Below are 22,509 nucleotides of genomic sequence, written 5' to 3' on the forward strand. Positions count from 1 at the left end.
GGAACTTGAGCTCCGCCGCGCCGGCTTGAAGGGCTCCAGGATCAATAGATCTTGGAGAACTCTTCGATGTTCGACTTGTCGAACTTGAAGGGCGGAGCCATCGCGGCCGAGTTGGTGTCGTCGAGGGTGACCTTGCCGACACGGCCGATCGACAGCGTCGCACCCGGCTTGGCTTCTTCCTTCTTCACCGCCAGATCATGGGCGAGGTAGACGGCCGAGTAGCCGAGATCGATCGGGTTCCACAGTGCGACAGCCTGGCTGGCGCCGTTGTCGATGAACTTCTTGAACTCCGACGGCAGCGCCAGGCCGGTGACATTGACCTTGCCGATCAGGCCCTGGTCGGTCACCACCTGGGCAGCGGCCACGACGCCGACGGTGGTCGGTGCGATGATCGCCTTGAGGTTCGGATAGGATTTCAGCAGGCCCTTGGCCTCGTCCGTGCTCTTGGCCGAGTCGTCGTCGCCATAGACGGTGGCGACGAGATTGATCTTGGGGAATTTCTCCGGCAGCACCTTCTTGGCCGCTTCGATCCAGGCGTTCTGGTTGGTCGCGGTCGACGAAGCCGACAGTATGGCGACATCGCCGCCTTCCGGCAGATAGTCGGCGGCAAGCTTGATGATGGTCTCGCCGATCAGGTTTGTGTCCGAGGGGTTGAGGTGGAGCTGGCGGCCTTCCGGAGCGACGCCGGAATCCCACGAGATGACGGTGATGCCGCGATCCATCGCCTTCTTCAGCGCCGGCACCAGCGCGTCGGCGTCATTGGCCGAAATGGCGATCGCGTTGACCTTTTGGGCGATCAGCGAATTGATCACCTCGATCTGCGCTTCGGCGGTCGCCTTGGTCGGGCCGGTGTAGATGATATCGACGTCGCCGAGTTCCTTGGCCGCCTCTTCGGCGCCCTTGTTGGCGGCATCGAAGAAGCCGTTGCCGAGCGACTTCACCACCAGCGCGATCTTGACGTTCTCGGCATAGGCCGCATTCACGAAGATGGCGGCGGAGAACGCCGCCGTAACCATCAATTTCTTCAGAAAGCTCATCGAATATCCTCCCTTGAGCGTTGCATTCCATCGCCGCTGCGAACCCTCAGGCCTGCAGCGAAGATTCTTCCCTATTGCCTGCCGTTGTGCGGACGACGACCAGCGTCACACCGGCGGCCTCCAACATCTTGGCCTCGCGATCCTCGATGCCGTCGTCGGTGATGACCGTGGCAATGCGCGACAGGCCGCACAGGATCAGGCTCGAGCGTTTGCGGAATTTTGACGAGTCGACCAGCACCACCAGTTCGTCGGCCTGATCGATCAGTTTCTGCTCGGCCTGGATCAGCAGCGGATCGCCTTCCATCAGGCCGAGTGGCCCGAGCCCTTGCGCGCCCATGAACATGCGGCGCGCATAGAAATTGCGCGTCACGTCATTGTCGAAGGGCGACAGGATGATGTTCTGCTCGCGGTAGATGGTGCCGCCCGACAGCATCACCGTGTTCTTGGAGTGCTTGAGCAGGTGCTCGGCGATCGGAAAGGAATTGGTGAAGATCGGCATGCGGCGGCCGGTCAGGAAATGCACCATCTGGAAGGTGGTGGTGCCGCCATTGATGATGATCGGCTCGCCGTCATTGCACAGTTCCACGGCGTCCCGCGCGATCGCCCGCTTCTGCACAGCGTTGATCGTCTCGTTGACGGAAAAAGGCCGGCCGGCAAGGCCGATGAATTGCGGCGGGGTGATCGCCTCGGCGCCGCCACGCACCCGGCGCAGGCGCTTTTGCACATGCAGTGCGGCGATGTCGCGCCGGATCGTCGCCTCGGATGAATCCGTCAGGTCGACCATCTCCTGCACCGTCACCACAGGCTTTTCCTGGACGGCGGACAAAATGATCCTGTGGCGCTCTTTCTCGTGCATGGTTCCTCCCTGCCTCAACATCTAGGCACCCAAAACGCGCAGTGTCAATCATTTCCGATCATATTATTCCATTGTGCAGTGCAATATGATCAATCTTGATCGTTTGTGATTGACAATGCCGCTGCTTCCGTGGACATTCGACCGAAGCTGACCCGCTATGCGGTCGCAATTGACCGCACCGTTTGCGCGTCTCACGTCACGGGAGGATTACCTATGCTTGACAAGCGCTCCGGCACGCGCCTCACCAATCTTTGGGATGAGGCGACAGCCCTGGGAATGAGCGAGCCGGAACGTCTCGTCTATCGCTCGAATGTTCTTGGCTTCGACAAGCGCGTCACCAACTATGGCGGCGGCAACACCTCTTCCAAGATATGGCAAAAGGATCCACTCACCGGCGAAAGCGTGGAAGTGCTGTGGGTGAAGGGCTCGGGCGGCGACAGCGCCTCGATCAAGCTCGACGGTTTCGCCACCCTCTACATGGACAAGTTGCGCGCGCTGAAGGGTCTCTATCGCGGCCTCGAGCATGAGGACGAGATGGTCGGCTATCTGCCCCATTGCACCTTCAATCTTAACCCACGCGCGGCCTCGATCGACACGCCGCTGCACGCCTTCGTGCCGAAGCCGCATGTCGACCACATGCATCCCGACGCCATCATCGCGATTGCCGCCGCCAAGGATTCGCAGGCGCTGACCAGGGAGATCTTCGGCGACGCGATCGGCTGGCTGCCATGGAAGCGTCCGGGCTTCGAGCTCGGCCTGTGGCTGGAAAAATTCTGCTCCGAAAACCCCGAGGCCAAGGGCGTTGTGCTGGCAAGCCATGGCCTGTTCACCTGGGGCGACACTCCAAAGGAATGCTACGAGACGACGATCTCGGTGATCAACCAGGCGATCGACTGGTTCGAGCGCAAGTCTGAAGGCAAGCCGATCTTCGGCGGCGAAGTCGTCAAATCGCTCGACGCGCCGGCGCGTCGCGCCGTGGCGGCAAGGCTGATGCCGAGGATCCGCGGCCTGATTTCGGAGAACAGTCACAAGCTCGGCCATTTCGACGATTCGCCGGCCGTGCTCGAATTCGTCAATTCGAAGGATTTGCGCCGGCTGGCGGCGCTCGGCACCTCCTGCCCGGATCATTTCCTGCGCACCAAGATCCGGCCGCTGGTCATCGAATTCGATCCCAAAAATCCCGATGTCGACGCCCTTATCGCCCGCCTCGCCGACGATTTGGCGGAGTATCGCGTTGGCTACCAGGCCTATTATGACAGGTGCGAGCATGCGGATTCGCCGCCGGTGCGTGATCCGAACGCCGTGGTCTATCTGATGCCCGGCGTCGGCATGTTCACCTTCGCCGGCGACAAGGCGACGGCGCGCATTTCGGGCGAATTCTACGTCAATGCCATCAATGTCATGCGCGGTGCCTCGACAGTGTCGACCTATGTCGGCCTGCCCGAGCAGGAAGCCTTCGACATCGAATACTGGCTGCTCGAAGAGGCGAAGCTGCAGCGCCTGCCCAAGCCGAAAGCGCTTGCCGGCCAGATCGCGCTGGTCACCGGCGGCGCCGGCGGCATCGGCCGGGCGACGGCCAACCGGCTGCTGCGCGAGGGCGCCTGCGTCGTGCTGGCCGACATCGACGAGACCGCCCTTGCCAGCGCCAATGACGAATTGGCCAAGGCCCATGGCAAGGATTTCGTGCGGCCGGTGGTGATCGACGTCACGTCAGAGGACCAGGTGATCTCCGGTTTCGCCGAGACGGCGGTCGAGTTCGGCGGCATCGACATCCTGGTGTCGAATGCCGGCCTGGCAACCTCGGCGCCGATCGAGGAGACGACGCTGGCGCTGTGGAACAAGAACATGGACATCTTGTCGACCGGCTATTTCCTCGCGTCGCGCGAAGCATTCAGGCTGTTTCGGGCGCAGAAGATCGGCGGCAATGTCGTCTTCGTCGCCTCCAAGAACGGGCTTGCCGCATCGCCCAATGCCGCCGCCTATTGCACGGCCAAGGCCGCCGAAATCCATCTGGCGCGCTGCCTGGCGCTGGAAGGCGCCGAGGCCCAGATCAGGGTCAATGTCGTCAATCCCGACGCCGTGCTGCGCGGCTCGAAGATCTGGACCGGCGAATGGAAGGAACAGCGCGCTGCCGCCTACAAGATGTCGACTGACGACCTTGAGGAACACTACCGCTCACGCTCGATGCTGAAGCGTTCGGTGTTCCCCGAAGACATCGCCGAGGCGATCTATTTCTTCGCCTCCGACATGTCGGCCAAGTCGACCGGCAACATCGTCAATGTCGACGCCGGCAACGCCCAGAGTTTTACGCGCTAGGCGATCATTTTTTGAGGGTGGCGCTGCCCGTCACCCTTTACCCTCTCCCCGCGAACAACGGGGAGAGGGGGTCGCCAATGCCGGACACGCTTGTCCTTCTCCCCGTCGCTATACGGGGAGAAGGTGCCGGCAGGCGGATGAGGGGCAGCGCCAACCGAACGCATTTGGGAGGAAGCACCATGTCCGAAACCATCATCTCAGCCGACATCGTCGACAAGGACAATCTCGCGCGCGCGGCCGAGCTCAAGCGCGATTACGATGCGCTCGGCGAACGCCTCGACCGCCGCGGCATCGCCGTCGACGCCATCCGCGACAAGGTCGAAAAATTCGCCGTGGCGATCCCGTCCTGGGGCGTCGGCACCGGTGGCACCCGCTTTGCCCGCTTTCCCGGCGCCGGCGAGCCGCGCGATATCTTCGACAAGATCGAGGATTGCGCCGTGATCCGGCAGTTGACGCGGGCGACACCCACCGTCTCGCTGCACATTCCGTGGGACAAGGCCGACCCGGACCGGCTGAAGCAGGCGGCCTCGCGCTTCGGCCTCGGCTTCGACGCCATGAACTCCAATACCTTCTCCGACGCCAGTGATCAAAAACTGTCCTACAAGTTCGGCTCGCTGTCGCATGCCGACGCCGGCACCCGCCGGCAGGCCGTCGAGCACAATCTCGAATGCATCGAGATCGGCAAGACGCTGGGCTCCAAGGCACTGACGGTGTGGATCGGCGACGGCTCGAATTTCCCCGGCCAGGTCAAATTCGCAAAGGCGTTCGAGCGCTATCTCGACGCAATGAAGGAGATCTACGCCAAGCTGCCGGACGACTGGAAGCTGTTCACCGAGCACAAAATGTACGAGCCGGCCTTCTATTCGACGGTCGTGCAGGATTGGGGCACCAACTACATCATCGCCAAAGAGCTCGGCGACAAGGCGTTCTGCCTGGTCGACCTCGGCCATCATGCGCCCAACGTCAACATCGAGATGATCGTGTCGCGGCTGATCCAGTTCAAGAAACTCGGCGGCTTCCATTTCAACGATTCGAAATATGGCGACGACGATCTCGACGCCGGCTCGATCGATCCCTACCGGCTGTTCCTCGTCTTTAACGAGCTGGTCGATGCCGAGCTTGCCGGTGCCGAAGGTTTTGATCCGGCTCACATGCTCGACCAGAGCCACAATGTCACCGACCCGATCGAAAGCCTGATGTTGTCAGCGGTCGAGGTGCAGCGCGCCTATGCGCAGGCGCTGCTGGTCGATCGCCAGGCGCTGGAAGGCTATCAGGATGCCAACGACGCGCTGATGGCGACGCAGACGCTGAAGTCCGCCTATCGCACCGATGTCGAGCCGATCCTCGCCATGGCGCGGCTGAACACGGGCGGCGCCATCGATCCGGTCGCCACCTATCGCGCCGCCGGCTACCGAGCCAAGGTCGCGGCGGAACGGCCGGCGGTTGCCGGCGGCGGCGGTGGGATTGTTTGATGTCGGCCTGAAACAAAAAAACCCGCCTGAGGCGGGTTGCGGCGCGATGCGAGAGACGCGTCGGCTAATTTCGAAAGCCTTCGCTTGTCATCAGCCTACCTACGCTGCGACGCAACTGCCAAATCTCCGCCATCTGCGATTAGCTACAAGCCAACACGCCTTCGTCATCCTAGGGCGGAGCAGGAGCGAAGCGACGTAGCGGAGACCCTAGGATCCATGCCGTTACATCAGCCGAAGATCGCAACGGTGGTTACGAACCGAACCGGCGCAGGCGTGCAAGCCCGCCGAAATCTTCTTTATTGTCAGTAGACTCAACCTCTCCAAACGGCTTTTCTAGGCGCATCCCACGCCCCGGAGAACGGCCATGCACCGCCGCACCCTAATCGCACTCAGTCTTTCCCTCACCTTGACCTTTGCGCCGCTGGCGGCCGCATTGGCCGCCTCGCCGCAGCCGGCGAAGGGCGAGCATGGCATGGTGGTGACCGCCCAGCATCTGGCGTCTGAAGTCGGCGTCGAGGTGCTGAAGAAGGGCGGCAACGCCGTCGATGCCGCAGTCGCCGTCGGCTACGCACTGGCTGTGGTCTATCCAAACGCCGGCAATATCGGCGGTGGCGGCTTCATGACCATCCGCTTCAAGGACGGCCGCTCGACGTTTCTCGATTTCCGCGAGCGCGCGCCGCTCGCCTCGACGAAAACCATGTATCTCGACAAGGACGGCAAGCCGGTGAAAGGCGCCAGCCTCGACGGCTATCTCGCTGTCGGCGTGCCGGGCTCGGTGGCAGGCTTCGAGACCGCACGGGAAAAATACGGCACGCTGACGCGGCAGGACTTGATGGTGCCGGCCATCCGCTATGCCAGGGATGGTTTTGTGCTGGAGCAGGGCGATGTCGCCTCCCTCGAAGGCGGCGCCGCGCGGCTGGCCAAGGACCCGGCCGCGGCCGCCATCTTCCTGAAGCCTGACGGCAAGCCCTATGCCGTCGGCGAGCGCCTTGTCCAGGCCGATCTCGCCGCCTCGCTCTCGGCCATCTCAGAACGAGGTCGTGATGCCTTCTACAAAGGACCGATCGCCGACGGCATCGTCAAGGCGAGCGCGCAGAAGGGCGGCATTCTGGCCAAGGCGGATTTCGAGACCTACGCGGTCCGCGAGCTCGAGCCGGTGACCTGCAATTACCGCGGCTATGAGATCACCTCCTCGCCGCCGCCGAGCTCGGGCGGCGTCATCATTTGCGAGATACTCAACGTGCTGGAATTCTACCCGCTGTCCTATCTCGGCGCGGGTTCTGCCGAAACCATCAAAGTCATGGTCGAGGCGATGCGTCACGCCTATGTCGACCGCAATTCGGCGCTCGGCGATCCCGACTTCGTCGACAATCCGGTCGAAAAGCTGCTCGACAAGAACTATGCGAAAGAAATCCGCGAAAAGATCGATCCGTTCCGGGCCGGCGTGTCGCAGGATCTGATGCCGAAGGGTTTTGGCGAGAGCCATGAGACGACGCATTATTCGATCGTCGACAATGACGGCAACGCCGTCGCGGTGACCTACACGCTGAACGGCTCGTTCGGCGCCGCCGTCGTCGCCGACGGCACCGGCATCCTGCTCAACAACGAGATGGACGATTTCACCCAGAAACCGGGCGTGCCCAATCTCTACGGCCTCGTCCAGGGCGAGGCGAATGCGATCGCCCCGAGGAAGACGCCACTGTCGTCGATGAGCCCGACCATCGTCGCCAAGGACGGCAAGCCGTTCATGGTCATCGGCAGCCCAGGCGGCTCGCGCATCATCACCATCACGCTGGCAGCGATCGTCAATGTCGTCGATCACGGCATGAACATCCAGGAGGCGATCGACGCGCCGCGCATCCATCACCAATGGCTGCCCGACACGGTCTATGTCGAACCGTTCGGCCTGTCGCCCGATACCGAAAAACTGCTTGCCGGGATGGGCTATCGCATCGACGTCACCGATGCGACCTGGGGTCAGGCGGCCGGTATCCTGGTCGGCGGCAAGAGCCTGGCCGAGATCGAAAAGGGCGGCGGCGCCCGCTACAATGGCGCCATCGACAGCCGCGCCGCGTCCGGCGAGGCGATCGGATATTAATTTCTTTCGGTCAGATGACCAGCGTTATGGTGGACGCAATCAGCATCACCGCCGCGATGCCGACGAACAAGGCATAGATACGCGGCCGATCGAGCAGCAGCGCATTTCCCGATATCCACGCCGCGGTGGCGCCGCCAAGCGCGTACAGGAAGCCGTTACGGTGCCCCAGGGCAAGGTTTGCGGCCATCAAGCCGCCAATGATGAGGGCGCCGAACACGATGATCACGGCGACCGCGTATTTCTCGAAATCGTTGCTGGCCACACCCGGACCCATCACGTTCAACGTCGTCAGGTCGTCCGGGTCGAAGGGGCTGGCCGACCCATATTCGTCTTGACCGGCAGGCTCGTGCATCATTCATTCTCCTTGAAGCGGCAACAAATCATCAAGCCTTGCCGAGTGCAACCGGATCGCGACGCGTTCAATGCCATCGGCACGGTCTTCAACACTTTCTGGCCGCGGCTTGCTACCGTCTTTTTGGATTTAATGCATGTCGCGCAAAAGTGTGCAGCGGTTTTGCGGTAACGACATGCAAAAAAACAACAACCTGAAGCGCGTCGCCGGTCAAACGCGACGCGCTTCAGGTCGGATCGTGCTGCCGTTCCAGGCGATCTGTCGCACTGGAATCGCCAGTCAGGGCGTTTTGTCGTGAAGGGCCGCCGCTCTGGAGGCGGATTAAGAACCGCTGTCCTGGCTTCGGCTTGACCGCGCCTGAAGTTGCCGGTGGCGAAGATTGGGCCGTTGGCCAAGATTGGGCCGGCGGCGAAGAGGTGGTGAAGAGTGGCCGGCGCCACTTTGGGGGGGCGTTGGGGTAGATTGCCTGATGGGCGCCGGCCAAGCGGAAATCAGGTCCGCCGCGAGCAAACATAGCAAGGAATGGTGCGGTATGGCAGTGGTGTGATCGCGGAAGATGGTTCGCGCTTTCCCGGTGCGGTGTCCCATTATCGGTCAACCCGTCTGGCACCTGAATTGCACAGTAAGCAATGCCGGGGCAACGGCCCGGAAGTCGTTCCCGAATATCGAGCCTCGCCGCTTCGCAAATGGAGCGGCGGGCCTTTTTGGCTAGAGCATCGGCCCCGAACGTGGCTACCGGTTGCGGCAGCGTTTCGCAGTCCGCCGAGATTTGTCAGGCGGCGGGAGCCGGCGGCAGTTCGAACAGATGGGCGCCATTCTTCTGGCCCCGCTCGACATAGCCGATTATCCGGAACCATTTTGCGACGTCCGGTCTCTGGAGCCAGCTGCGCGAGTGAATGGGGAGGTTGCCGGCAAGCGCCTGGATATGGCGAATGTGCCGCTTGCAGAAGCGAACGGTCGCGGCGCTGAAGAAATCTTCCTGCGCGGCGAACAGCGTATCGGCAGCGTCGCTATTCTCGTGCCAGGCGATGAGCGCTACGGTTTTTTCGCCCTGCACGAGCGCATGAGCACGGCCTTCCTTCAAGTTCATCATCAGATTGTCGTAGGCGATCTTGCTGTCCTTGCCGGCCGCGACGTACTCGTCCGATATTCGCTTGGACAGATCACGGAAAACACTTTCCAGATCTCCAACCGTTGCTGCGCGTGCTCTCATTTCGCCTCCTGGAGCCCCAGCGGGCAGTTTGCCCTAAGGATAGGGGATCACCAAGCAAATCAAATCCGTCATTCGCCCAATGCGAGCAAACAGTTTCGCCAGTGCCGGCCCTGTCGGGCGCGGGAAAAATGATTGGAGGTCGCCGAGAACCGCTACGCAACCTCCCGCAACACGGCGACCTGAATTCCCCCAACCGATTTCAGCCAAGCGGGCGTCATGCGCAACTTGCTGAAATTGCCTTGGAAAAATGGTGCCCAGAGGCGGAATCCAAACGATGGAAAACTCTCTCTGTTTCCAAACGGTTAGGACTCACGCTATATCAGGGCTAGCCAACAAAAATACCAACGAAATATTTCTGTGGATTGGTTCGGTTCCCGGATATCGCTCTATCCGCTCAATGCCATCGCGTCCCGACCTTATCTCAAAAGCCCATTGCTATCGTTACTCGAGTTTGGTCCAGATAAGTCCTGTCGATCGCATTGCATGGTGCGTGAGCAAATCGCAGGTCCGCTGCCTCCGATTTCCCGACCTCTCATCGCTCCACCAATTGAAGATGGCGGAGCAAAGAGGCAGTTCAGGATACGCCTCGTCCATAACTTTGATGTTTATATCACACAGATCCGGAACGGTACGGCGGAAAAGTCCCCTTTTGTCCTGGTCGGAAGCCTCATCTGAGGTGAAAGCGAGGTTGGGGGTGTGACGGTGCGGGCGTGAAGAGCATCGTCAGATTGTGCAGATTGCCCCTATCATCGCCCGCATAGGACATGATGGTTGCGCAACGGCACGCAGCAGCAATGCGCCTGATTGAGCCATGGCCACAATCACTTCTGATACCGTATCGGACATACTCGCGTTTGAGTTTAGTGAGCGATGGTTGAACCGGACCCCTATGCACACGACCTTTTCTTCAAGATGGTGGACGATTCTGAATGGAGTGCCTGCATTGGCAGGCAGGGCGAGGAGGCAAACTATGTCGAGGGCTATAATCGAGGCAGCGATGGAGCTTGCTGACGCGGCATCGAGAAGCAAATGTTTGACAAACGCGACACGCTTGTCCTGCCCATCCTTTACAACGCGCGCCATGCCATCGAGCTGGCGCTGAAATGCGCGACCGATCGGCTGGTCGCCGCGCAAATTGTCCGCGGTGACAGGAAGCGCGATCACAACATCAAGGCCCACTGGGAACGCCTTCACGCCACCGGGATTGGCGACGAGGCGCTTTCCAAGACGATCGCCGCGCTTGAGCGTTGCATCGAAAATCTGTCGCGCATCAGACGGGCAGGAACTGAGCTATCAGAAACCGTGACGACGATCCCAGCCTAGCGGACTACGCGCTGGCCAATTTGAAGGTTAGCCAGACCAGCCCGCAGCAAACTGGAAACGCTCATCGATGATTCGCAGTATCGTCTGGACCAAGCTACCGGCACGATGCGGGCCAGGGCGCGCTTCGACAACAAGGACGGCGTGCTGCAGCCGGGCATGTTCGGCCGCATCAACGTGCCCGGCTCGCTGCCGCATCCGGGCGTGCTTCTGCCTGACGAGGCGATCGGCGCCGACCAGAACCGTCGCATCGTCTTCGTTGTCGACCAGGCAGGCCTGATCTCGGCCAAGCCGGTCCGCACCGGCCCGCGCATCGACGGCTATCGCGTTATCCGCGAGGGCCTCACCGGCGAAGAGACCGTGGTAATCAACGGGCTGGTGCGAGTGCGGCCAGGCGTCACCGTCAAGTCCGAGATGACCACATTGCCGCCCAAGGTTGAAGCCGAAGGGCAGACGCAATGAACTTCGCCCATTTCTTCGTCAACCGCCCGATCTTCGCGGTGGTGCTGTCGATCGTGCTCGTGCTCGTCGGCGGCATCGCCTACACGCAGCTTCCGGTCGCGCAATATCCCGAAATCGCGCCACCGACAATGGAGTTCGCATACTCCATCAAGGGTTAGGGTGATCGGACGCAAAGCCTGTTGGTGCTGGGTTCTTGCGAGCGCTGGACCGGTCGCGGCAAGCGGCCGCGCTACGTGCGCATCTTCGAAAGGGCAAACGGCGAGCTCTACGGGGGATCGAGCGCATGCGTTGCGGCTTGCCAAACAGGTCATCAGAGCCCTCGACCAGAAACCGCTTGAGCCGATCGTCGCAGCGATGCTGGCGGATGGTCACAAGGCTGCGCTTTCGGCAATGGCCGTTTGCGAGACAAGCCGAACCTGTTCGAACAGTTACTCGTCCTGTGCGAAGAGGCCGGGCCGTTGAGCGAGCGGACTGCGATCAGCTGGGCGTGCCCGTGCCGCTTGATGAGTGACGCCTATATTTACCCGGGCACCACAGTCCTCATCAATCATTTCAACATCAGAGATCAGGCCAAACTCCAAGGACCGTAGGGAGACCCTGAAGGCGTTCAGCCGCGACCCGATCAGGGCGCTCGGTCGCAGGATCTTATCGACTCCGGGCCGCGCAGCCCGCAATTTGGCACGCCTTACACCTACGTCACGACCAAGACCTTCCTGTTGCACTTCGGCCTCGACACACTGTGGGACTTGCCCGATTTCGAGGCGCTTGAGGTTGCCGCGCGCTCAGCAAGGAGAAGCTGCTGGCGGGCGATATTCCCGTCGGGCTGGTGAGTGGTGGAGGAGGTGAGGAGCGACACTCCAACGTCAGGACTGGGATAGCGCAGCAGATACATGGAAGTAATCGCTTGATATTATCGGTTAATAGTTAAACTCAGCGAACTATTAGATCAATATCGATAAGAGGTCATTATCGATAGTGAGAAAGACGCCAGACAAAATCCCCTGCAAGTCAACTTAACATCGAGATAGCTTGACTAACGCGAATCAGCCATCATGAAAACAATGGCTTACGACATCGGTCTTTTGTCCCTGAAAACCCTGATCGGGCCCGTGACGCTCGCGAGCGAGACTCTGGCGCGGTTCGACGAACGGCTGGCCCGTTCGCCGGTCCGCGACGGTTTTGTCGAGCGTCAGCATTTTGTCGATGCGGCCGCAGCACTCTGGTTGGAGGGCGAGCTCGTGCATCTCAAGGACCTCGTCCTGCACGATGCTCACATGGACATCCGTACCCCGACCCACGAACTCACCCGCGCACATGCAGTCCTGCGAACCCGCTGTCGAATTTTGTCTCAGAAGCCGGACTGGGCGCTCAGCCGCGACGGTTTTTTGACCTTGACCGGTCGGGGCGGCACCATGCCGGCGGCGGGACAAAAAAGCCGGGATGGGGAGGGGGCTAGGAGCAGCGCCGTTGAATCCGACGGTGAGAATTATGCTGAGGACGATCTTCTGGCCGAAGAATTTGCCGAGATCGATGCTGTCCTGGCGCGCTCGTCGAAGATTCTGAGCGGCGCCGACGTGTCTGCTCGAAAAGTGGAAACGTCACGACGTGACCGGCCCGACCTGATCTACGATCTCGACTGGAATGAAGAAGAACGGCTGGCCGAATGGCAGGCCGTCCTTGCGGAAACGCGGGAGTTGCCGGCGGTGTTGCGCGCGGCGATCCTGCTCGAAGCCTGGTCGGACATCGAAGTGCTGCAGCATGGCATCTGGCTCGGACCGCTGCTGGTGGCCGCGCTGTTGCGGCAGGAAGGCCTTGCCGCCCACCATCTCGCCTGCCTTCATCTTGGCGCGAAAAACATTCCACGAGAGCGTCGGCGAGCACGCAATCGCAGTGACCGGTTGCTGGCCTCCCTCGATGCGATCCATGAGGCCGCACTCGTGGGGCTGAAGGAGCACGACCGGCTGGTGATGGCGAAATGCCAGATGGAACGGCGGCTCAAACAACGGCGCACCAGCTCGAAACTGGCCGACCTGGTCGAATTCGTACTCTCGCGGCCGATCGTCTCGACCGGCATGATCCAGGAGGTGCTAAAAGTCTCGAAGCAGGGCGCGCTCAATCTTATCGGCGAGCTCGGCCTTCGCGAGATGACGGGGAGGGGAAGGTTTCGGGCGTGGGGGGTGGTTTGAGCCGAGCGTTGAGAAGCTGATGCCCGCAAATCACAAAATAGTAAGCCACTGATAATGCAACATTATCGTTCGTTTTTAATACAAGACAGGCGCAGCGCTTTTTGTTCATTTCCGTTGCCAAAAGCGCCGCCATGATTCATCGTGCTCTCGATGGTTCTGCGTCCCAAACGCTCTCCGCGCCACCACGCCACGCTTTCCGGTACCCCTTCGATCGCGCTGATGGCAACGGTGCCCGCCTGGCTGCGCCGCGCCGTCCCGGATGCGCAAAGCCTTGCGGGAAAAGATGTTGAGGACGTCGCGCTCACCGCAGGCGCCACCATCGGCGCGCTCGATGCGGTGGTCCGCCGGCAGGAGCGATGGGCTGGCGCCTGGCGGCAGCGTCTGGCGCTTTCGGCGGCTGCGGCAACAGCGAGGCAGGCTGGCCGCGTCGAGGACGAAAGCGCGCTGCGCGACGCCGTGCTGCTCACACGCCCGGGCGATTTTTTATCCGTCGGCCCCGCCGGATCGATGCTGCTGGCTTGGCGCCGGCTGGCCGGCACGCCTGCCGAGAATCTGCTGACCGAGGCGGCCATCGGCGCGGTGCTGGATGACCTCGGTCTCCGCCGCGACGACGACGCAGTCAGCGACTTGGCGGGCGATCTTCGACAGCTTTCCGCGGGCATCGGAATGGTCGGCATTGTGACGGACGCCCTGCTGGCGCAACGGCTGGGTTGGGCACACGCGGTGCCGCTGCTGGGCGCCGAAGCGACCTTGGGTACAAGCGCCCGCACGCGTCGATCGGCAGCGAGCTCTTTGGCGACAAGCATTGCGACAGATCCTGAGCGTGCGAAAAGCCTACTTGCCGCGCAGGCGCGCGCTGCGTTGCGCGCCATCGATCTGTCCACCGAGCTCGAGCGCCGCGCGAGCCGGCTGCTTGCTGTTGCCCCGAAACTCAGGGCCAGGGCGGCGGATGCTGTTGTCGAAAAGCTCCTGTCCGACGACGCGATCGTTGCCTCGGAAAAGATCGCTGGAATGAGCGACCGCGGCCTGCGCCGCCTGTTCGACCGGCTGGTCGAGCTCGGCGCCGTCCGCGAGCTGTCCGGCCGCCCCGCGTTCCGCATCTACGGGCTGTGACGATTATGGCGGAGGCAGCGCGCAGGAGAGGAGGGAGCGGTCAGCTGACCGTCGATCAGCTGACCAGCTGTTTGACCGGGAACTGGATCATCTGCCGCCGGAAGCGCGTTGGCGTGAATGGATGCACCGGGTCGAGGCAACGATCTTCGCCGCCAGCGAGCCGGTCGGCCGCGAGACGCTGGCGCGGATCGTCGCGAAAAGCTGCAGCGTTGACCTTTTGATCGATGACATTCGCGAGGAGCTGCGTGGCCGCCCTTACGATCTGGTAGCCGTTGCAGGTGGCTGGAAGCACCTGACCCGGCCGGCCTATGCAGACGCCATCCGCAATGCAGTCGGCGGTAACGAGCGCGCGGCAGACCTCACGCAGTCAGAGGTGCTCGTGCTGATGTGCATCGGCTACTTCCAGCCGATCACCCGCGCGGAGTTGTCATCTTTCTTCGGCAAGGAGATCAGTCGCGATTTTATTGGTCATCTGCGCGGTGCGGGTCTGATCGCTTCCGGTCCGCGTAGCCCGACGCCGGGCGCGCCCTACACCTACGTGACGACAAAAGAATTCCTGCTGGAGTTCGGGCTCGATACGCTGCGCGATTTGCCGGATTTCGAGGCGCTCAAGGATGCGGGACTGCTGAGCAAGGAGAAGCTGCTGGCTGGGGATTTGCTCGGAACGTTTGGTCCCGGTGAAGAATCGACCACAAACGACCAGGAGGGCATCGAGTAAACTGAGGCTGAGGGTCACTCTCCTCCATTGCGCCGACTTGGCAGAGTATCCATCGATGAAGAAAAGCGCGATAAGAGAGTCGATGAACATAAAGTGGGTTGGGGAGTCTATTGATTACCGGAAAATCTACAGCGCTCACAATGGAGCGTATCCGCGATGGTATGATCCAAGAGGGTCAGGCGTACGAGTTCAAGAAACTCGTCAATCTGGATGATCCGCGCGGAAAGTCGAACCTTATTGATGATGTTGTGGCCTTCCTCAATGCCGGGGCAGGGCATCTCATTGTTGGTGTCGGTGAGAAAAGAGGGGTGTTTGAGCGATTCCAGCCGCTGCAAGGGGACCAGGATGTCCTTCGCCGGCGTTTGACTTCCATCATTCAGGACAGCATCGATCCAAAGCCGATGAAGGTGTCGGTGGAGTTTCTCGACATCGATGGCGAAAACTACATCATTGACATCGTGCTGCCGGCCCATCGGCTGAGACCGTACCAAAACAAGATTACAGGCGGTTTCTACCTGCGCACCGGGGCGCAGAACACTCCCATTCCACGAGATCAGGTCCATTCGCTGTTCACGTCCATTGAGCAGTTCGAGGCGGACGCGGTAAAACTCATGGAGCGGGAGAACGCTTCGGTCGAAGCCAGAGACATAATGCAGAACAACGGCGCGACGCTGCACATCGCAATCGTGCCTCAGGAGCACTATGAACGCGGAAGAGCCCCTTTCGACCCAGGGCGAGGTGTTCTCAAGTCCATCCGTCACTACCACGAACATGGCGGGAGTGGCGTGTTCAAGGGATGCGATGACGGCGTCGAGGTCCGCGACGTCACGTTGGTAGAAAACCGCGCGACATCGCGGTTCTTCATCAGTGACGATTGGTTGATCCACTCTTATGTCGCCCATCCCATCACTGCGGATGCCAACGGGCGGATCACGATTCATGAGTTCCACGAAGCCTTAGGTCGCCACCTCCGTGACATTCAGTTGCTTCTAGACGATTCCGAACTTCGCGGATCGTTCAGTGTCTTGCTTGCGATGAAGAATTTGAAGCGCAACCCAAAGCTGGTGTGGGGTTTTCCAAACACAAACTCTGCCGCAATGTCCCGTCCCGCACGGGTCGAGCGGGTTGACGATCCCGATCTCGTCGAGCGCTTTCTCGAGAAGGTTAGAGGAGTTTCTATCTACGGCCGATAAGGTCCGAACGTGACCAGACGAGTCGCGACTGAAATAGGGAGGCACGATGCCGCTGTTCGATGATTGGTGCGACTGTGATCATCAGGAGGATGGCCGCAAGCATCTTCGCCGTCTCACAGAACGCGCCGATGGCCGGGCTGCCATCGCGGACCGACTGCCGGATCTTGTTCGCTCGCACTACGATGACATGGCGCGCATCGCGGACGATATTCGCGAGTTGGGCTTTCCTGGCGCCGCTGCGGTGCTGGCGGAGCGCCTTCCGCGATCATCGCGTGCGCGATCGGGCGAGTTGGGTGAAATCTTTGCAACGGAACTCGTCGAGGAGCAACTCGGTTTCTCCGTTCCGGTTCGGCGACTTCGCTACAAGGACGGTCGAGAGATGGCCTTGCGAGGCGACGACTTCATCGGCGTGCGTGTCGATGCCGCAGGGGAACTCTTCCTGCTAAAGGGGGGAGGCCAAGAGTCGAGCCAATCTTGCCGGCGCAACGATATCCGAAGCCCGAGCGGCTCTGTCCCGCGACAACGGGCGTCCGACCGCGACGTCACTGCTTTTTATCGCCGACCGGTTGATGGAGCACGAGGATGATGGCGCAGTCCTGGGCCGCGCGATCCGCAATGAAGTGGCCAATCGTGCAGTGCCGGCCGCGCGCATTGACCACGCCCTCTTCACAATGTCGGGAAACGCCGCGCCACAGGCTCTGCTGGATGATCTTCAGGCAGCCGGTACGGAGCGGACCCACACCGTCGTTCATCTTCGGATCGCTGACCATCAGGAGTTTATAAGGCTGTCCTACGAAGGAGCGCTCGCCCTTGGAAACGATTGAGGAGCTGACCGTCTTTCTGACCCAGACGGCAGCGGACGGCGCCAGGGGCCGACTGCAGGCACGCGGCGAAGCGCGTGCAATTATTCGCCGGGAGGGGGTGCTTCCCGACGACGCGCCCGCCTTTGGCAACACCATCGACACGGATCTCGCGGAATACGCGTTATCGCTGCTGCGTGCATCGATGGCTCTTCGCGAGTCGCAAGGCGACGCCGATGTTTGGCGGAAAGGCTTTGCACGCGCGGGGAACGCGTTTGAGGCGCTGGTCCAAAATGGCGCGCCAGAAGACGTCAATCGTGGCTTCTATCGAATAGCGGGCGCTGCTTCCTATCACCTTGCAAGCTATTCCGCATTGGCCTTCTCGCTGATCGCACAGCGGTCTGACCGACCGAACTTTGCACCGGCGGAGGAGGCCCTGGCGTTTCTTATCCTGCGCGATCTGGACACACTCGGTACGCGAGCAAGGGCTTGGCTTCTCGACCCCGCACACGGAGACGATGGCATCGCGCGTTCAGCCGCCGATGGCGAGCTCGACCCGGATGATGTGGCGACGGTCATTGTCACGACGACGATCTTCCGCGCGTTCGCGTTTTTTGAGTTCGCACTTCAAACTGGAGTCGTAGCCCTTGCCGACGAGGCGAGATTGTTGCTGCGCAGGGCAATTTCCTTGGCAAAGCATGCCAACGCGGTGAGCCTGTGGTGGACTGCACGGATCGCGCTGAACCTGATCGATGACTTGTGGGCCAGCAGCCTGCATCAGGTCCTTCCTGTCGACGGTCCGGCTGGTGCCGAGGGATATCAGGCCCTGCGGAAACTCTTCGTAGGAGAACTCTATTCCCGGCGTGTTGCCGAGGTCGAGCTATGGCCGTCGCAGCTCGAGGCGGCCCACAGAGCAACAGACCTCAGCGATGATCTTGTGGTTGCTCTCCCGACGAGCGCCGGCAAAACGCGCATAGCCGAGATTGCTGCGCTGATGGCGCTCGCATCGGGTCGCCGCGTTCTGATCGTGACACCGTTGCGCGCCCTTTCTGCGCAGACGGAGCGCTCCTTTCGGAAGACGTTCTCCAGTCTCGGCTTCACGGTATCATCGCTATATGGCGCAAGCGGTGTGGCAATCGGCGATGAGGACGCCCTGCGATCGCAGGACATCGTGATTGCGACACCCGAGAAACTCGACTTTGCGCTACGCAACGATCCAACCATTATCGGCGATGTTGGGCTTGTCGTTCTCGATGAAGGCCATCTTATCGGACCAAGCGAACGCGAGATTCGCTATGAGAGTTTGGTGCAACGACTGCTCCGCCGCCCGGACAATGCGGGCCGCCGCATCGTATGCCTCTCTGCGATTCTCCCCGAGGGAGACCAACTCAACGATCTCACCGCCTGGGTACGCAGTGACGCGGCCGGCACCCCAATACAGTCGGGCTGGCGCCCGACTCGGCAACGATTTGGAACGCTCGCTTGGCAGGGCAATTCTGGCCGGCTGAGTTTCGACCTTGAAGCAGGCGGCCCCTATATCAGGCACTTCATTCCTGAGCAGCCTGCAATCCGACCACGGAGAACACCGTTTCCGAGGGACAACAAGGAGCTCACGCTCGCTGCGGCATGGACGTTTTCGGCACAGGGAAACGGGCGCTGATTTTCTGCACGCAACGTGATCACGTCGAGGGCTACGCAGAGACGATTGTCGATCTGCACAGGCGCGGTTATTTGCCGTCTCTACTCGAGGACGCTGCGCAAGTCGAACGCGCTTTGGCTGTTGGTCACGAATGGCTGGGTCAGGACCATCCGGCGGTGCGATGCCTGCCCATCGGCGTCGCAATACACCATGGTCGTCTGCCAGGCCCCTTCCTCCGTGAGGTCGAGGCGTTGCTCACTGCCGGGATCCTTCGCGTAACCGTCGCCTCGCCCACTCTCGCGCAGGGGCTCAATCTGAACGCTGCGGTGCTGCTTATTCCGACGCTCTATCGAGCGGGCGTGCCACTTTCGGGCGAAGAGTTCGCCAACGTGGCGGGCCGCGCCGGCCGCGCCTTCGTCGATCTGGAGGGCCTCGTTCTCCACGTGATGTACCAACCCGAAAACTGGCGCCTCCGAGCTTGGCGCGACCTCGTTGGGTCCGCAAAGGCGCGATCTCTAACCAGCGGGATCATATCGGTCGTTGCTGAAGTCATGGCGCGTCTCGCGCGGACAAACGTCTTCCTGCGGGCGGATGCCATGGAATACCTCGCCAACGCGCAGGAAGCGTGGTTTCCGCAAGATCAGGCTGGTGACGCGGACACAATTGAAAGCTTGATCGAACGTTTGGATGCGACTGTCTTCGGGCTGATCGAAGCGCTCGACGCCGATAGCGCGGAATTGCCTCGTCTGCTGGACGAGGCGCTGACCGGCTCCCTTTGGGCACGGCAGATCGGGCGCCTTGGCGATCAGGCCCGGTCGAATCAGCTCTGGGTACTTAGGGCGCGTGCGACCCTGATTTGGAACAAGTCGAGCGCGATGCAGCGTCGCGCGACATTCGCCATGGGTGTCGGGCTGGAGGCGGGTTTAGCAATCGACGCGATAGCAGAAGACCTCACCGCCTTGCTCGACCAGGCAGATGCTGCCGCTTCGGCCGGAGACCATCCTGGCCTCAGCGGCGCGCTCATTGGCATGGCTGAACGGCTGTTCGCGATCCGGCCGTTCATCCCGGATGTCGAGCTACCGGGCAACTGGCGCGATCTGCTCAGTGCATGGTTGGCGGGCACCGATGTCGTCGTCCTTGGACTCGACAACATGCGAGTTGTTGAGGACGCCTTTGTCTATCGGCTCGTCTGGGCGATCGAAGCCGTCCGGATGCGTCGCCGCGCTAGCGGCGGCGAGTCTGAGGTTATCGAAGGAAGCGCCGCCGCTACGATTGAGGCCGGCGTTCCGCAGACGATGATGGCGACGCTTGTGCGAGCAGGGCTGCCTTCGCGTGTCGCGGCCATGACGGTGATCCGTGAGACGCAACCAAATTTCGTGACTCGCGGTGAGATGAATCAATGGTTGGGCTCGAATGAGGTCACGGCGCTTAGCGACCAGGCGGACTGGCCGACGGTCGATACCGCTGCGATCTGGAAACAGTTTCGAAACGAGGCGCTATCAGGGCCAATATTGAAGTGGATCGTGCAAGAATGGACGATGCAGGGCGCTGTTCCTGCATTCGCGAGCCCTGCGTTTCCTGGTCGGATCAGCATCGATCCGGCCAATGGCGCGGTCTCAGTGACGACTCCGGATTTCAAGCGCGTCACCGGCATCCAGCATCGCATCCTGCAACTAGCTCCGAGTTTGTTGCAGGTTGAATACGCGCCTGACAGACAAAGCTGCCGTATATTCAGAATGGGTCGTGGGGAGGCTCGATGGGAAATGCCTTGATTCGGCTTTGTCGGCCGCCCACTTGGACAGATTGAAAGCTCGGGATCAGCGCCCTTAAATGACCGGCCCAAGAGTTTGTGTGTTCACTGTTTTACTTTATCGTATACGGTACCTGATCGTCTGCCGCGTTCATAATCACTCTCCAGAATAGGGACAATCCTGGTGCATTTTTTGCAAACCAAAGCGAAGAAATACCAAGCAAACGGAGACGGACAGCCCAAGGACGCTATTTATGATTTTGTGGCCGGGGTTTGGCGCAATCAGCATGGATTAGTAGCTTTCCAGGATGGGAACGACCCCGTTACCAAGAAAAATGACCTTGAAACCGGAGAGGACCAAAAAGGGGAATAACTTGCAAATTGAGGTGGATGTACTGCTCTTATCGAGCTTAGCTGATCTCTCCACCGATCGCGTCTGCTATCATCTTTCGGCGATGGGTGTTCAATTTTTACGCTTGAACAGAGAACAATTGCCGGACCTTGGACTCCAAATAGACCCTTTGAGAGCACGCCTGACCTGCAGTTATGCCGACCATGTATGGAACATAGCGTCCAATCTTAAGTCGGTGTGGTGGCGGCAGCCAACGTTTCTCAGAAACACGCCAGGGAGAGCGCTGACCGTCGAGGAACAACTCGATCGCTCTCAATGGTCTGCAGCGATGCGTGGGCTGATGCTTTTTGATGAAGCCCGTTGGTTCAATGATCCTGCTGCGACGTATCGCGCAGAATCAAAACCGTATCAGTTACGGGTGGCCTACAAGCTCGGTTTCGATGTGCCTGAAACGCTTGTTACAAATGACAAGACCGCCGACGTTCCTGGTCTCTTGGGGCAGAAATTGGCGATCAAGAGCGTTGATACGGTTCTTCTATCGGAGGGGAGCAGTCAACATTTCGGATATACCATCCTTACCGATTGGTCCGATTGTATCGACGTGGACTTTCACACGGTTCCTGTTGCCTGCCAGGCGCTCTTGTCACCGAAGTTGGATCTCCGGGTCACATTGATCGGTGAACGCCTTTGGTGCAGCACGGTAGAAACCGATGAAGGTGGAGTTGAGGGGGACTGGCGTCTACGGCCAAAGACAGAACTCGTTTACAAAGAGCACCAACTTCCAGCCGAAGTCGAACGACGTTGTCGGGCGTTGATGAGCGTATTGGGGCTAAGATATGGTGCGATCGATTTGGCTCTCTCCGCAGGGCGATATTGGTTTATAGAAATCAACCCGACAGGTGAGTGGGGCTGGCTTGATCGCGATGGTCGCGGAATCTCGGAGGTCATAGCACAGGAACTGGCTTCGGAGGTCCGAACGTGATCAAGGCACTGTGGTCGTTTCTCTTCGATGCGTTTCGGACGCCTTTGGTCAATCGTCGTATAGCGAAGCGACTTCAATCACTCGATTCACACGAGTTCAGTGATATTAGGTCGCTCAGTGACGGTGATATTAAGAAGTATATTGATTCCGAATGGACGCGCGCAAAAGAACTGGATGACAAACTATCGAAACTTACAGCATCGTTGTCTATTGCGCTGACTGTGGGTGGAGCAGTGGCGAAAACGATTGTCGACGGCTTGGCTGCATCGCTAATCAAGATCGCCGTGCTTACGATTTTATTCCTGTCGATGGTGTTCTTCCTATACGGAGCCATTCTTGGATTCAGAGGCCTACGACCCAAGCCTCGATTCGGTTATGGCGTGAAATTTATGAATGCTGTCGAAGCGGGCGGGGAGGACGCTCGAAAGACATTAAATGAGGCTGCCGCCAGCTTCGAAGTTCTCAATATGATACGAGCAAACGAAGCGTCTGCTGCAATCGACCTTATCCGAAACGGCATCATTTTCTTTGCAGTCGCTATGGCCCTCAGCTTTGTTGCCCCACCTAAGCCGCCTGACGCCCACCCTGCGCTCCCTCTGATACCGCAAGTCTCACCCTGATCGTTGCGGGATTTTGGTCCAAATTCTGCC

General features: G+C 60.3%; 20 protein-coding genes and 2 pseudogenes. 18 read left to right on the plus strand and 4 right to left on the minus strand.

Translation table 11 applies throughout. The features are described from left to right. Positions 1–41: 41 nt before the first annotated feature. Together rhaS and AC0L2Z_RS11480 are read right to left on the minus strand one after the other, a co-directional pair. Positions 42–1,037: a rhamnose ABC transporter substrate-binding protein gene (gene rhaS / locus AC0L2Z_RS11475; RefSeq protein ID WP_023803287.1), complete on the minus strand. Its 996-nt coding sequence runs from the start codon at positions 1,035–1,037 to the stop codon at positions 42–44. Positions 1,038–1,083: 46 nt separating this feature from the next. Beyond that, positions 1,084–1,893, minus strand: a complete 810-nt coding sequence (locus AC0L2Z_RS11480) for a DeoR/GlpR family DNA-binding transcription regulator (RefSeq protein ID WP_473628006.1) — start codon at positions 1,891–1,893, stop codon at positions 1,084–1,086. Positions 1,894–2,106: 213 nt separating this feature from the next. On the opposite strand from AC0L2Z_RS11480, the gene AC0L2Z_RS11485 reads away from it, so the two are divergent. From AC0L2Z_RS11485 to ggt, 3 genes are all read left to right on the plus strand, one after another. After that, positions 2,107–4,209 (plus strand): bifunctional rhamnulose-1-phosphate aldolase/short-chain dehydrogenase, encoded by a 2,103-nt coding sequence (locus tag AC0L2Z_RS11485; RefSeq protein ID WP_473523730.1) that lies wholly within the window; start codon positions 2,107–2,109, stop codon positions 4,207–4,209. A 179-nt stretch (positions 4,210–4,388) separates the two neighbouring features. Further along, positions 4,389–5,681 (plus strand): L-rhamnose catabolism isomerase, encoded by a 1,293-nt coding sequence (gene rhaI, locus AC0L2Z_RS11490; RefSeq protein ID WP_473628008.1) that lies wholly within the window; start codon positions 4,389–4,391, stop codon positions 5,679–5,681. A gap of 364 nt (positions 5,682–6,045) precedes the next feature. Further along, on the plus strand, positions 6,046–7,779 hold the full coding sequence (gene ggt / locus AC0L2Z_RS11495) for a gamma-glutamyltransferase (RefSeq protein ID WP_473628009.1): 1,734 nt from the start codon (positions 6,046–6,048) through the stop codon (positions 7,777–7,779). A 10-nt stretch (positions 7,780–7,789) separates the two neighbouring features. Here ggt and AC0L2Z_RS11500 read toward each other — a convergent pair whose 3' ends face one another. Next, on the minus strand, positions 7,790–8,134 hold the full coding sequence (locus tag AC0L2Z_RS11500) for a hypothetical protein (RefSeq protein ID WP_036263803.1): 345 nt from the start codon (positions 8,132–8,134) through the stop codon (positions 7,790–7,792). A gap of 769 nt (positions 8,135–8,903) precedes the next feature. Further along, positions 8,904–9,344: a hypothetical protein gene (locus AC0L2Z_RS11505; RefSeq protein WP_023803281.1), complete on the minus strand. Its 441-nt coding sequence runs from the start codon at positions 9,342–9,344 to the stop codon at positions 8,904–8,906. A gap of 1,029 nt (positions 9,345–10,373) precedes the next feature. Between AC0L2Z_RS11505 and AC0L2Z_RS11510 the strand changes: the two genes are divergently transcribed. The 15 genes and pseudogenes from AC0L2Z_RS11510 to AC0L2Z_RS11580 all read left to right on the plus strand — a co-directional run bounded on the left by AC0L2Z_RS11510 (position 10,374) and on the right by AC0L2Z_RS11580 (position 22,479). Continuing rightward, positions 10,374–10,667, plus strand: a complete 294-nt coding sequence (locus tag AC0L2Z_RS11510; RefSeq protein WP_473628010.1) for a hypothetical protein — start codon at positions 10,374–10,376, stop codon at positions 10,665–10,667. A 63-nt stretch (positions 10,668–10,730) separates the two neighbouring features. Then, entirely contained in the window at positions 10,731–11,126 is a 396-nt protein-coding gene (locus AC0L2Z_RS11515; protein ID WP_473628058.1) for an efflux RND transporter periplasmic adaptor subunit, read from the plus strand. Beyond that, positions 11,123–11,281 (plus strand): annotated as a pseudogene (locus AC0L2Z_RS11520) (efflux RND transporter permease subunit); the annotation flags it as partial. The gene AC0L2Z_RS11515 and the pseudogene AC0L2Z_RS11520, both read left to right, overlap by 4 nt. Before the next feature lie 477 nt (positions 11,282–11,758). Further along, positions 11,759–12,054 (plus strand): annotated as a pseudogene (locus AC0L2Z_RS11525) (hypothetical protein); the annotation flags it as partial. A 124-nt stretch (positions 12,055–12,178) separates the two neighbouring features. Next, positions 12,179–13,312, plus strand: coding sequence for an RHE_PE00001 family protein (locus AC0L2Z_RS11530; RefSeq protein WP_473628012.1), 1,134 nt, complete (start codon positions 12,179–12,181; stop codon positions 13,310–13,312). A gap of 219 nt (positions 13,313–13,531) precedes the next feature. Continuing rightward, positions 13,532–14,425: a DUF1403 family protein gene (locus AC0L2Z_RS11535; protein WP_473628013.1), complete on the plus strand. Its 894-nt coding sequence runs from the start codon at positions 13,532–13,534 to the stop codon at positions 14,423–14,425. Positions 14,426–14,546: 121 nt separating this feature from the next. Next, positions 14,547–15,143, plus strand: a complete 597-nt coding sequence (scpB, locus tag AC0L2Z_RS11540) for an SMC-Scp complex subunit ScpB (RefSeq protein WP_473628014.1) — start codon at positions 14,547–14,549, stop codon at positions 15,141–15,143. A 140-nt stretch (positions 15,144–15,283) separates the two neighbouring features. Next, a complete protein-coding gene (locus tag AC0L2Z_RS11545; RefSeq protein ID WP_473628016.1) occupies positions 15,284–16,336 on the plus strand; it encodes an AlbA family DNA-binding domain-containing protein in 1,053 nt (350 codons plus the stop codon). A 46-nt stretch (positions 16,337–16,382) separates the two neighbouring features. Further along, a complete protein-coding gene (locus tag AC0L2Z_RS11550; RefSeq protein WP_473628017.1) occupies positions 16,383–16,922 on the plus strand; it encodes a Hachiman antiphage defense system protein HamA in 540 nt (179 codons plus the stop codon). After that, positions 16,846–17,160 (plus strand): hypothetical protein, encoded by a 315-nt coding sequence (locus tag AC0L2Z_RS11555; RefSeq protein ID WP_473628060.1) that lies wholly within the window; start codon positions 16,846–16,848, stop codon positions 17,158–17,160. The genes AC0L2Z_RS11550 and AC0L2Z_RS11555 overlap by 77 nt, the downstream gene beginning before the upstream one ends. Further along, the gene (locus tag AC0L2Z_RS11560; RefSeq protein ID WP_473628019.1) at positions 17,147–18,796 is read left to right on the plus strand and encodes a DEAD/DEAH box helicase; all 1,650 of its coding nucleotides are present in this window, start codon (positions 17,147–17,149) and stop codon (positions 18,794–18,796) included. Before AC0L2Z_RS11555 ends, AC0L2Z_RS11560 begins: the two co-directional genes overlap by 14 nt. After that, positions 18,763–20,547: a hypothetical protein gene (locus AC0L2Z_RS11565; RefSeq protein WP_473628020.1), complete on the plus strand. Its 1,785-nt coding sequence runs from the start codon at positions 18,763–18,765 to the stop codon at positions 20,545–20,547. The genes AC0L2Z_RS11560 and AC0L2Z_RS11565 overlap by 34 nt, the downstream gene beginning before the upstream one ends. Positions 20,548–20,709: 162 nt before the next feature. Beyond that, positions 20,710–20,898 carry a hypothetical protein gene (locus tag AC0L2Z_RS11570; protein ID WP_473628022.1) on the plus strand — a complete coding sequence of 63 codons (189 nt, stop codon included), beginning with the start codon at positions 20,710–20,712 and terminating at the stop codon, positions 20,896–20,898. A 1-nt stretch (position 20,899) separates the two neighbouring features. After that, the gene (locus tag AC0L2Z_RS11575; protein ID WP_473628024.1) at positions 20,900–21,859 is read left to right on the plus strand and encodes an MvdC/MvdD family ATP grasp protein; all 960 of its coding nucleotides are present in this window, start codon (positions 20,900–20,902) and stop codon (positions 21,857–21,859) included. Next, complete coding sequence (locus AC0L2Z_RS11580) at positions 21,856–22,479, plus strand: hypothetical protein (protein ID WP_473628025.1); 624 nt, start codon at positions 21,856–21,858, stop codon at positions 22,477–22,479. Before AC0L2Z_RS11575 ends, AC0L2Z_RS11580 begins: the two co-directional genes overlap by 4 nt. Positions 22,480–22,509: the final 30 nt, after the last annotated feature.

The organism is Mesorhizobium sp. WSM4850 (assembly GCF_055811735.1).

Coding starts and splice junctions, on each gene's coding strand:
- rhaS (WP_023803287.1), bottom strand. CDS start 1,037: ATGAGCTTTCTGAAGAAATTGATGGTTACGGCGGCGTTCTCCGCCGCC.
- AC0L2Z_RS11480 (WP_473628006.1), bottom strand. CDS start 1,893: ATGCACGAGAAAGAGCGCCACAGGATCATTTTGTCCGCCGTCCAGGAA.
- AC0L2Z_RS11485 (WP_473523730.1), top strand. CDS start 2,107: ATGCTTGACAAGCGCTCCGGCACGCGCCTCACCAATCTTTGGGATGAG.
- rhaI (WP_473628008.1), top strand. CDS start 4,389: ATGTCCGAAACCATCATCTCAGCCGACATCGTCGACAAGGACAATCTC.
- ggt (WP_473628009.1), top strand. CDS start 6,046: ATGCACCGCCGCACCCTAATCGCACTCAGTCTTTCCCTCACCTTGACC.
- AC0L2Z_RS11500 (WP_036263803.1), bottom strand. CDS start 8,134: ATGATGCACGAGCCTGCCGGTCAAGACGAATATGGGTCGGCCAGCCCC.
- AC0L2Z_RS11505 (WP_023803281.1), bottom strand. CDS start 9,344: ATGAGAGCACGCGCAGCAACGGTTGGAGATCTGGAAAGTGTTTTCCGT.
- AC0L2Z_RS11510 (WP_473628010.1), top strand. CDS start 10,374: ATGTTTGACAAACGCGACACGCTTGTCCTGCCCATCCTTTACAACGCG.
- AC0L2Z_RS11530 (WP_473628012.1), top strand. CDS start 12,179: ATGAAAACAATGGCTTACGACATCGGTCTTTTGTCCCTGAAAACCCTG.
- AC0L2Z_RS11535 (WP_473628013.1), top strand. CDS start 13,532: ATGGCAACGGTGCCCGCCTGGCTGCGCCGCGCCGTCCCGGATGCGCAA.
- scpB (WP_473628014.1), top strand. CDS start 14,547: ATGCACCGGGTCGAGGCAACGATCTTCGCCGCCAGCGAGCCGGTCGGC.
- AC0L2Z_RS11545 (WP_473628016.1), top strand. CDS start 15,284: ATGGAGCGTATCCGCGATGGTATGATCCAAGAGGGTCAGGCGTACGAG.
- AC0L2Z_RS11550 (WP_473628017.1), top strand. CDS start 16,383: ATGCCGCTGTTCGATGATTGGTGCGACTGTGATCATCAGGAGGATGGC.
- AC0L2Z_RS11565 (WP_473628020.1), top strand. CDS start 18,763: ATGGACGTTTTCGGCACAGGGAAACGGGCGCTGATTTTCTGCACGCAA.